Origin of the sequence: Hyalangium sp., from assembly GCF_035629615.1 — a bacterium.
Lineage (GTDB): Bacteria > Myxococcota > Myxococcia > Myxococcales > Myxococcaceae > Hyalangium.
The window spans coordinates 1-7,635 of record NZ_DASPHO010000853.1 but is presented as its reverse complement, the minus strand read 5'-3'; the positions used below and the strand labels follow the sequence as shown (position 1 = coordinate 7,635).

At 69.1% G+C, this 7,635-nt stretch carries 8 protein-coding genes; 6 read left to right on the top strand and 2 right to left on the bottom strand.

The features are described 5' to 3' along the window. Both VD972_RS42850 and VD972_RS42845 read left to right on the top strand, forming a co-directional pair. Positions 1 to 882 (top strand): 4-hydroxyphenylpyruvate dioxygenase family protein (locus tag VD972_RS42850; RefSeq protein WP_324995440.1); only part of this gene is annotated, 882 nt, incomplete at its 5' end. 3 nt (positions 883 to 885) lie between these two features. After that, on the top strand, positions 886 to 2,046 hold the full coding sequence (locus VD972_RS42845) for a homogentisate 1,2-dioxygenase (RefSeq protein ID WP_324995438.1): 1,161 nt from the start codon (positions 886 to 888) through the stop codon (positions 2,044 to 2,046). A 36-nt stretch (positions 2,047 to 2,082) separates the two neighbouring features. Here VD972_RS42845 and VD972_RS42840 read toward each other — a convergent pair whose 3' ends face one another. After that, the gene (locus VD972_RS42840) at positions 2,083 to 3,150 is read right to left on the bottom strand and encodes an aminomethyltransferase family protein (protein ID WP_324995436.1); all 1,068 of its coding nucleotides are present in this window, start codon (positions 3,148 to 3,150) and stop codon (positions 2,083 to 2,085) included. A gap of 38 nt (positions 3,151 to 3,188) precedes the next feature. On the opposite strand from VD972_RS42840, the gene VD972_RS42835 reads away from it, so the two are divergent. From VD972_RS42835 to VD972_RS42820, 4 genes are read left to right on the top strand one after another with little or no spacing between them, the layout of a single operon-like run. Beyond that, positions 3,189 to 3,515: a cupin domain-containing protein gene (locus VD972_RS42835; RefSeq protein WP_324995434.1), complete on the top strand. Its 327-nt coding sequence runs from the start codon at positions 3,189 to 3,191 to the stop codon at positions 3,513 to 3,515. Further along, positions 3,512 to 4,867, top strand: coding sequence for a thioredoxin domain-containing protein (locus VD972_RS42830; protein ID WP_324995432.1), 1,356 nt, complete (start codon positions 3,512 to 3,514; stop codon positions 4,865 to 4,867). The genes VD972_RS42835 and VD972_RS42830 overlap by 4 nt, the downstream gene beginning before the upstream one ends. A 13-nt stretch (positions 4,868 to 4,880) precedes the next feature. Continuing rightward, complete coding sequence (locus VD972_RS42825; RefSeq protein ID WP_324995430.1) at positions 4,881 to 5,828, top strand: class I SAM-dependent methyltransferase; 948 nt, start codon at positions 4,881 to 4,883, stop codon at positions 5,826 to 5,828. An 8-nt stretch (positions 5,829 to 5,836) separates the two neighbouring features. Beyond that, on the top strand, positions 5,837 to 6,214 hold the full coding sequence (locus VD972_RS42820; RefSeq protein WP_324995428.1) for a translation initiation factor: 378 nt from the start codon (positions 5,837 to 5,839) through the stop codon (positions 6,212 to 6,214). 41 nt (positions 6,215 to 6,255) lie between these two features. On the opposite strand, the gene VD972_RS42815 is transcribed toward VD972_RS42820, so the two are convergent. Further along, positions 6,256 to 7,635: protein kinase domain-containing protein (locus VD972_RS42815; RefSeq protein WP_324995426.1), on the bottom strand; the 1,380-nt coding region annotated here is incomplete at its 5' end.

Here is a 7,635-nt window from a genome sequence, read left to right as displayed (position 1 = left end):
GACATCGAGAAGACGTTCCGGCTGCTGGAGCAGCGCGGCGGCACCCTCATCAATGACATTCAGCGCTACACCGACGAGCGGGGCGGCCGGCTGGCCATGTTCTCCATCACCACGCCGTTCGGAGACACCACGTTCCGCTTCCTCCAGCGGGATGGCTACCGCGCGCTGTTCCCGGGCTTCCAGCCGCACGAGACGCCCAAGGGCGGCAAGAACCGCTACGGCTTCGGCCGGGTGGACCACATCACCTCCAACTTCCAGACGATGAAGCCCATGCTCCTGTGGATGGAGCACGTGATGGGCTTCGAGGAGTTCTGGGGCATCCAGTTCCACACCGAGGACGTGTCGGTCCGGCAGAAGCGGGATCACGGCTCGGGCCTGCGCTCCACGGTGATGTGGGATCCGGCGAGCGGCGCGAAGTTCGCCAACAACGAGCCGCTGCGGCCCTTCTTCAAGGCCTCGCAGATCAACCTCTTCAACGAGGATCACCGCGGCGACGGTGTGCAGCACCTGGCGTTCACGGTGAAGGACATCCTCACCACCGTGAAGGACATGCGCCAGAACGCGGGCATCCAGTTCATGCCCACGCCGGGCACCTACTACGACGCGCTGCCGGAGCGCATCCAGAAGCTGGGCATCCGGAAGATCGACGAGGAGGTGAAGGTGCTGAGGGACTTGGAGATCCTCGTGGACGGCGACAAGGAGCACAGCTACCTGCTGCAGATCTTCATGAAGGACGCGGCCAGCCTCTACAAGGATCCGGAGGCTGGCCCGTTCTTCTACGAAGTGATTCAGCGCAAGGGGGACCAGGGCTTCGGCGGCGGCAACTTCCGAGCGCTCTTCGAGAGCATCGAGCGGCAGCAGAAGGCCGAGGGACGGATCTAGGCCATGTTCGAGCGGCGCGTCGTGGGCAAGGTGCCCCGCAAGCACCACATCCAGCTGCGGGATGAGAGCGGCACCCTCATGTTCGAGGAGTGCCTCACCCGGGACGGGTTCGAGGGGCCGTACACGATCGCCTACCACCAGCGGGCTCCGCACACGCAGAGCCTCTCGGAGGCGGCGCACGGGTGGAAGGCGCCGGAGGCCATCACCGGCAGGGCCCTGGCCAAGCGGCACTACCGGACGCAGCAGCTCGAGCGTGTGGGGGGGGCCCCCCTCGACGCGCGGGTGCCGCTGCTCTTCAACGCGGATGTGACGCTCGGGGTGCTGCACCCCACGCAGCCGGATCCCGTCTACTTCAGCAACGCGGACGGGGACGATCTCTTCTACATCCACGAGGGCAGCGGGGTGCTGCGCACGCCGCTGGGGGACCTGCGCTTCGAGCCGCTGGACTACGTCTTCATCCCCCGCGGGATGGTGCACCGCCTCATTCCAGACAAGGACGTGGCGCAGTACTGGCTGTCCATGGAGTGCAAGGGCGGGCTGCACCTGCCTCGGCAGTGGCGCAACGACGTGGGGCAGCTTCGCATGGACGCGCCCTACAGCCACCGGGACTTCCGGGTGGTGGAGTTCACCGGGCCTCAGGACGAGGGCCTGCGCGAGCTGGTGGTGAAGCGCGGGGACCAGTTCCACGGGTTCCGCTACCAGCACTCGCCGCTGGACGTGGTGGGGTGGGACGGGACGGTGTACCCCTGGGCGTTCCCGATCTTGAACTTCCAGCCGCGTGCGGGGCTGGTGCACCTGCCTCCCACGTGGCATGGCACCTTCGCGACGCGGGGGGCGCTGATCTGCTCGTTCGTGCCGCGCGTGGTGGACTTCCACCCGGAGGCCATTCCGTGCCCGTACCCGCACAGCTCGGTGGACTGTGACGAGTTCCTCTTCTACGCCCGGGGGAACTTCGTCAGCCGGCGGGGCGTGGGGGAGGGCAGCGTGAGCCACCACCCCATGGGCGTGACGCACGGGCCGCACCCGGGGGCGTACGAGGGCAGCATCGGCCACAAGAGGACGGATGAGCTGGCGGTGATGCTGGACACGACGCTGCCGCTGCACCCCACGGCGGCGGCGCTCTCCATCGAGGATGCGAACTACCAGCAGAGCTTCATCCCCTAGCTCCCACGCCCTGGGCGCGGGCTGCGCCACAGTGCGTCAGGCGAAGGGCAGGGGGGCGACTTTGACGGTGGGGCCCTCGGCCAGGGTCAGCTCGGTGCCCGGCTCCAGGTGGTCGCGGTGCACGTAGCCCAGCGCCACGCGCTGTCCCTGGGCAGGAGAGCGCACCACGCTGGTGAGCCAGCCCACCTTCTTCTCGCCCTTGCGCAGCTCCGTGCCGGGCGCTGCGTCCACCTCTCCCAGCAGCAGGCCCGCCAGCTTGCGGTTCATGTGGCCGCGGAAGGTGGCTCGGGCGATCACCTCTTGCCCGATGTAGCAGCCCTTGTTGTACGAGATGGCGTGCGTGAGGTTGGCCTCGAGCGGAATGGTGGTGTCCACCATGTCCTGCCCATACCGAGGCACCCCTGCCTCCACCCGGAGCAGCTCCAGCGCCTGGAACCCCAGCGGCTTCAGCCCGTGCGCCCCACCCGCCTGCCCGAGCGCCTTCCACACCGCCTCCAGCGCCCCCCGCGGTACCAGCAGGTCCACCTCGTGCTTGTCGAAGCTCGGGTGGCCCACGAGCACCACCTGCGCCCCGGCCAGGCTCACCTCTCGCGAGGTGTTGGGGGCCAGGGGCTCGAAGGAGGGGGCTCCCAGCGCCGCGGCGAGCACCTCGGGCGCCCGAGGGCCGAGCAGGCGGAGGAGCCCCCACTCGCCGGTGGCCTCCTGAAGCTCCGCCTCCTCTGAAATCAGGTACTTCTCCAGGAACTCCCGCACCTTGGCGAGCAGCCCCGGCTCCAGATCCAGCAGAAGCTCCTTCTCGCGCTTGAGGAGGCGGGCGTCCGCCACCATGGCCCCCTTGACGGTGATGAGGGCCGTGTAGGCTGCCGCGCCGGGGGGCAGGCCGTTGACGTCCTGGGTCACCATGCCATGCAGGAAGCTGGCCCGGTCCTCCCCCGTTATCCGGAGCGTCTCCCGGTAGGAGGCGTCATGGAGGGCCACAGCCTCACGTGCCGCTCGATACTCGGCCTCCAAGTCTCCATAATCGGCCGCCGCTTCCCGTCCACCCAGCGCCGTGAAGCGGGCGCCTGCCTGCTCGTGAAGAAAATGAAGCGTCAGCAGTTCCATGCCCGTCGCTATATAGACGCCCAGGAGTGAATGCCACGATGGATGTGAAGCACCTGTCCGCCTTCCAAGGCTTCTCCGCGGAGAAGCTCCAGAAGCACAACGTGTTCCAGTCCGGGCGCTTCTTCCTGGACGTGTACTGCCTGGCGCCCGGCCAGGCCCAGAAGCCTCACCGGCACCCCATGTCCGACAAGGTATACGTCGTCCTCGAGGGCCGCTGCCGCTTCCGCATCGGTGCGGAGGAGGAGGCGCACGGCCCGGGCGCCTCCGTGCTCGCTCCGGCTGGGGTGGAGCACGGCGTGAGCAATGAGGGGCCGGACAACGCCCGGCTCCTCGTCCTGATGACCCCGCCTCCGGAGCATGCATGAGCAAGAAGGACAAGAAGGACAAGAAGAAGGAGAAGCGGGACGCGGCACCTCCTGCTGTGCCCTCGCGCGGTGCCGTGGCGCTGCTGGTGCTGGGCCTGGCGGAGAGCGCGCTCTCCCTCTTCCAGTGGTCCGAGCTCCTCACGCTGCGCGCCGGCGGCGCCACCGTGTGCGGCATCAACGAGACCCTCAACTGTGAGACCGTCTGGAACACCCCGTTTGCCAGCCGCGTGCATGAGCTGCTCGGCATCCCCGTGGCGGGCCTGGGCCTGCTCTGGGGCCTGGTGGCCACGGCGCTCGCGGGCCTCTACCTGGCGTGGCGCAGCGGAGGCAGTCCCGTGCGGCCCGCCGTCAACGGCTTGCGGCTGACGGCGGGCGTGGGCGTTCTGGCCACCGTCCTGTTCGCCAGCGTGAGCGCCTCGGCGGGCGCGCTGTGCCTCACGTGCCTGGGCACCTATGCGCTGGTGCTCGGCTTCGCGGGGGTGGCCTGGCGTGGGCTGCCCGGCGCCCTCATGCCTCAGGCCGGTGAGTGGAGGCGTGCGCTGCAGTGGGCGGGCGGCTTCGCGGTGGCGGGCTTCATTGCCCTGAGCATTCCCGGCCGGGCCACCCCGAAGGCCTCCGCTGGCGAGGACGGGCGGATCCCCCAGGTCGCCGCCGAGCCGGGCTCAATCGAGGCGTACCTGCGGGGCCTGTCTCGAGCCGAGCAGCAGTTCGCGGCCAACGCGCTCGATCAGTACCGCCGTGACACGCCGCTGCCGGCCAAGGCACCCGCGCGCCGCCGCTACGGGGCGGTGGACGCGCCGGTGAGGATCATCGAGTGGACGGACAGCAAGTGTCCCCACTGCAAGACACTGGTGGAGTCCCTTGCCGGGCTGAAGAAGCGCGTGCCCGAGGGGAAGCTGTCCCTGGAGGCCCGCCAGTACCCGCTGGATGGTGCGTGCAACCCCTCCATCGCGCCGCAGTACACGGACGGAGGGCTCCGGTGCCTGGCCGCCAAGGCGCAGATCTGCCTGGAGGGCGCCACGGACTTCTGGGAGCTGCGGGAGAAGCTCTTCGCGGCCCAGGCCGCGCTCACCCCGGAGGTGGTGATGCGGATCGCCACCTCGGGCACGGTGCCCCGCTCACAGCTCGAGGCGTGTGTGAACAACCCCGAGACGAACAAGCGCCTCCAGGAGGACGTCGCCTACGCGCAGCAGCATGACATCCACGGCACGCCGCTCGTCGTGGTGAACGGCCGCGAGGTGCCGCCCAGCGTGCCGTTCCTCTACGCCCTGACGATGGCCGGGGGCGATGCGAACTCGCCCGCGTTCCGAGGGCTGCCGCCGCCTCAGCCCCCGGTGGCTCACTCGCACTGAAGCGTCCGCGCTCATGTCCATCAAGTATCGCCTCAAGGAGCTGTGGGCCCGCGGTTTCCTCGAGGGCGGCAGACAGCTCGGAGTGCTGGAGGATCCGCGGTTCTTCCCGTTCTTCGAGCAGCGCGGCTACCACATCACTCCCAACCACTTCTACCAGCCCATCCCCGACACGGGCTCCCTGCCGGCCTCGCTCTGGGAGAAGCCCTCGGAGCTGGTCGGGGTGGAGCTGCGCGAGGCGGAGCAGCTCGCGCTGCTGGAGCGCTTCGCCGAGAAGTACCGCGCCGAGTACGAGGCGCTGCCGCGGGGGCCCACCTCTGTCCCGCACGCCTTCTACCTGCGCAATGACGCGTTCGGCTCGGTGGACGCGGAGATCCTCTACTGCATGGTGCGGGAGTACGCGCCCCGGCGGGTGTTCGAGATCGGCTCGGGCTTCTCGACACGGCTCTCGGCGCAGGCGTGCCGGGTGAATGCGGAGCGACTCGGCGTGGCGTGTGAGCTGGTGGCGTTCGAGCCCTACCCGAGCGAGGTGCTGCGGGCCGGCTTCCCCGGGCTGACGCGGCTCGAGCCGGTGAAGGCGCAGGACATTCCGCTCACGGAGTTCTCGCGGCTCGAAGCGAACGACATCCTCTTCATCGACTCGAGCCACGTCCTCAAGGTGGGCAGTGACGTCCAGGTGGAGATCCTGGAGATCCTCCCCAGGCTGAAGCCGGGAGTGGTGGTCCACTTCCACGACATCTTCCTGCCAGCGGAGTACCCCAAGCCGTGGATCCTGGAGCACCGCCGGTTCTGGACAGAGCAATACGCGCTGCAGGCCTTCCTGACGTTCAATGATCGCTTCGAGGTCCTCTGGGGGGGCAGCTTCATGCACCTGAAGCACGCGGGCCGGCTGCGTGAGGCCTTCACGTCCTACCAGGAGTTGGAGGGCTGGCCGGGGAGCTTCTGGATCCGAAGGGTGCGGTGAGCCAGGCCATGGGAAAGAAAGACAAGAAGCCTGAGCCTGCAGCGCCCGCGTCGCCGTTCAACAACCCCTTCATGGCGCTCACCGGCAAGCGGGAGGAGCTGCCCTCGAAGCCCGCGCCCGCGGCGGCTCCGGAGAAGGAGCGCAAGGGGCCGGCGCGCGCGGTGGTGCGGATGGAGCGCAAGGGCCGCGGCGGGAAGGAAGTGACGGTGGTGGAGCAGCTGGGGCTGCCACCCAAGGAGCGCGAGGTGTGGCTCAAGGCGCTGAAGGGCGCGCTGGGGTGTGGCGGGGTGGTGGAGGAGGAGTCGTTGGTGCTGCAGGGAGATCAACGCGACCGGCTGCCCGCGCTGCTGGAGGCGCGAGGGGTGCGGCGCGTCACCGTGGGCTGATCTGCTCCCGCTGGCTCGTGACGCTCCGCGGTCTCCTGGACTCAGGGCTGCTGTTGAGCCCCCTGGAAGCCCTTGATCGGCCGGCGCGGCAGATCGGGTGGCCGCTCACTTGGGGGGATGCGATGGTACTGCTCTATCTGCTCCTTGGCTCTGTCTGGCTCGCCTTGCTGCAGGAGCACGTTCGCGTATTGCATCCGGCACTCGCCGTGGTGGGGGTCGATCTCGAGGCAGCGGAGGAGCGCCTCTTTGGCCTCACCGAAGCTTCCCTCCGCCATGAGGGCGCGCGCGGTGTAGAACAGCTGCCACGCGGCCCTCGGGTCGGGCTGTGGGGGCTTCTGCGGCGGAGCGGGCACGTCCTTCGGTGGACGGGAGACGGTGGGCTCTGGAGCGGGTGCAATCGTGGGCAGAGGGGAGACGACCCGCTGCGGCGGTAGGGGCGTGGCGCTCCCACTCGTTCCGGACGGAGTCCCGGGCGAAGGCACCGAGCCCGAGGACGAGGGGTTTGCGGTATGGACCGGGACTGGGGGCTCAGGGTTTTGAGTCTTGGGCGGGCGGGTGAAGCGGGACTGTGCCCAGGCCCAGGCAGGGGCGAGCGGGCCCGGGCCCAGCTTGATCGCGGCTGCAGCCAGCCCGGCGGCGGCCACCCCCACCGAGAGCAGCACCCACAGCTTGCGTGAGCGGCGCCGGCCGGCCTTCACCCGGGTAGGAATGAAGGAGTCCAGCGCTGGGGACAGCGGCGAAGTTTCTCCGGTGGAGGACGGCTCCGTCACCGGCCGCGGCGCAGCGAATGACGGCAGGGGGACCGCTGGCCTCGGCGCCGAGGGAGAGGTCGACGGTATGCGCCAGCCGGCCATCTCCTCAGCGAAGGAGGCGGGGACCTGAACCGCGCGGCCATCCTTCGTCAGGTCCTCGCGGAACAGATCCTGGACGAAGTGCGAGAGCGACAGCGCCGAGAAGCGCGGCGTCGTGGAGTAGAGGTAGCCGGTGAGCGCGTCCCCGAAGGCGTTGCTGGACTCGAAGCGCTCCCCCTTCTTCACCGCCAGCGCCTTCATGACCAGGGCGTCCAGCTCGGCGGGCAGCTCGGGGCGCAGCAGGCTGGGGTGAGGGAACGTCCCATGCATGAGCTTGGGAAGCGCGACGTACTCCGGCCCCTCCACGGGGAGCCGGCCACACAGCATCTCGTAGAGCACGATGCCGGTGGCCCACACGTCCGTGCGCCCATCCACCTCTTCCCCGCGCGCCTGCTCGGGAGAGAAGAAGAGGTACTTGCCCTTCACCACGCCCGGCTCGGTGTTGAAGTTGCGCTGCATGCGGGCCTTGGCGATGCCAAAGTCCACCAGCTTGACCTGGCCCTCGTAGCTGACGAGCACGTTGTCCGGGGAGATGTCCCGGTGGACGATGCTCAGGGACTTGCCGCTGTC

Bases quoted from the DNA above. Each gene is read 5' to 3' on its own strand.
- VD972_RS42845 (WP_324995438.1), top strand. From the start codon at position 886: ATGTTCGAGCGGCGCGTCGTGGGCAAGGTGCCCCGCAAGCACCACATC.
- VD972_RS42830 (WP_324995432.1), top strand. From the start codon at position 3,512: ATGAGCAAGAAGGACAAGAAGGACAAGAAGAAGGAGAAGCGGGACGCG.
- VD972_RS42820 (WP_324995428.1), top strand. From the start codon at position 5,837: ATGGGAAAGAAAGACAAGAAGCCTGAGCCTGCAGCGCCCGCGTCGCCG.
- VD972_RS42825 (WP_324995430.1), top strand. From the start codon at position 4,881: ATGTCCATCAAGTATCGCCTCAAGGAGCTGTGGGCCCGCGGTTTCCTC.
- VD972_RS42840 (WP_324995436.1), bottom strand. From the start codon at position 3,150: ATGGAACTGCTGACGCTTCATTTTCTTCACGAGCAGGCAGGCGCCCGC.
- VD972_RS42835 (WP_324995434.1), top strand. From the start codon at position 3,189: ATGGATGTGAAGCACCTGTCCGCCTTCCAAGGCTTCTCCGCGGAGAAG.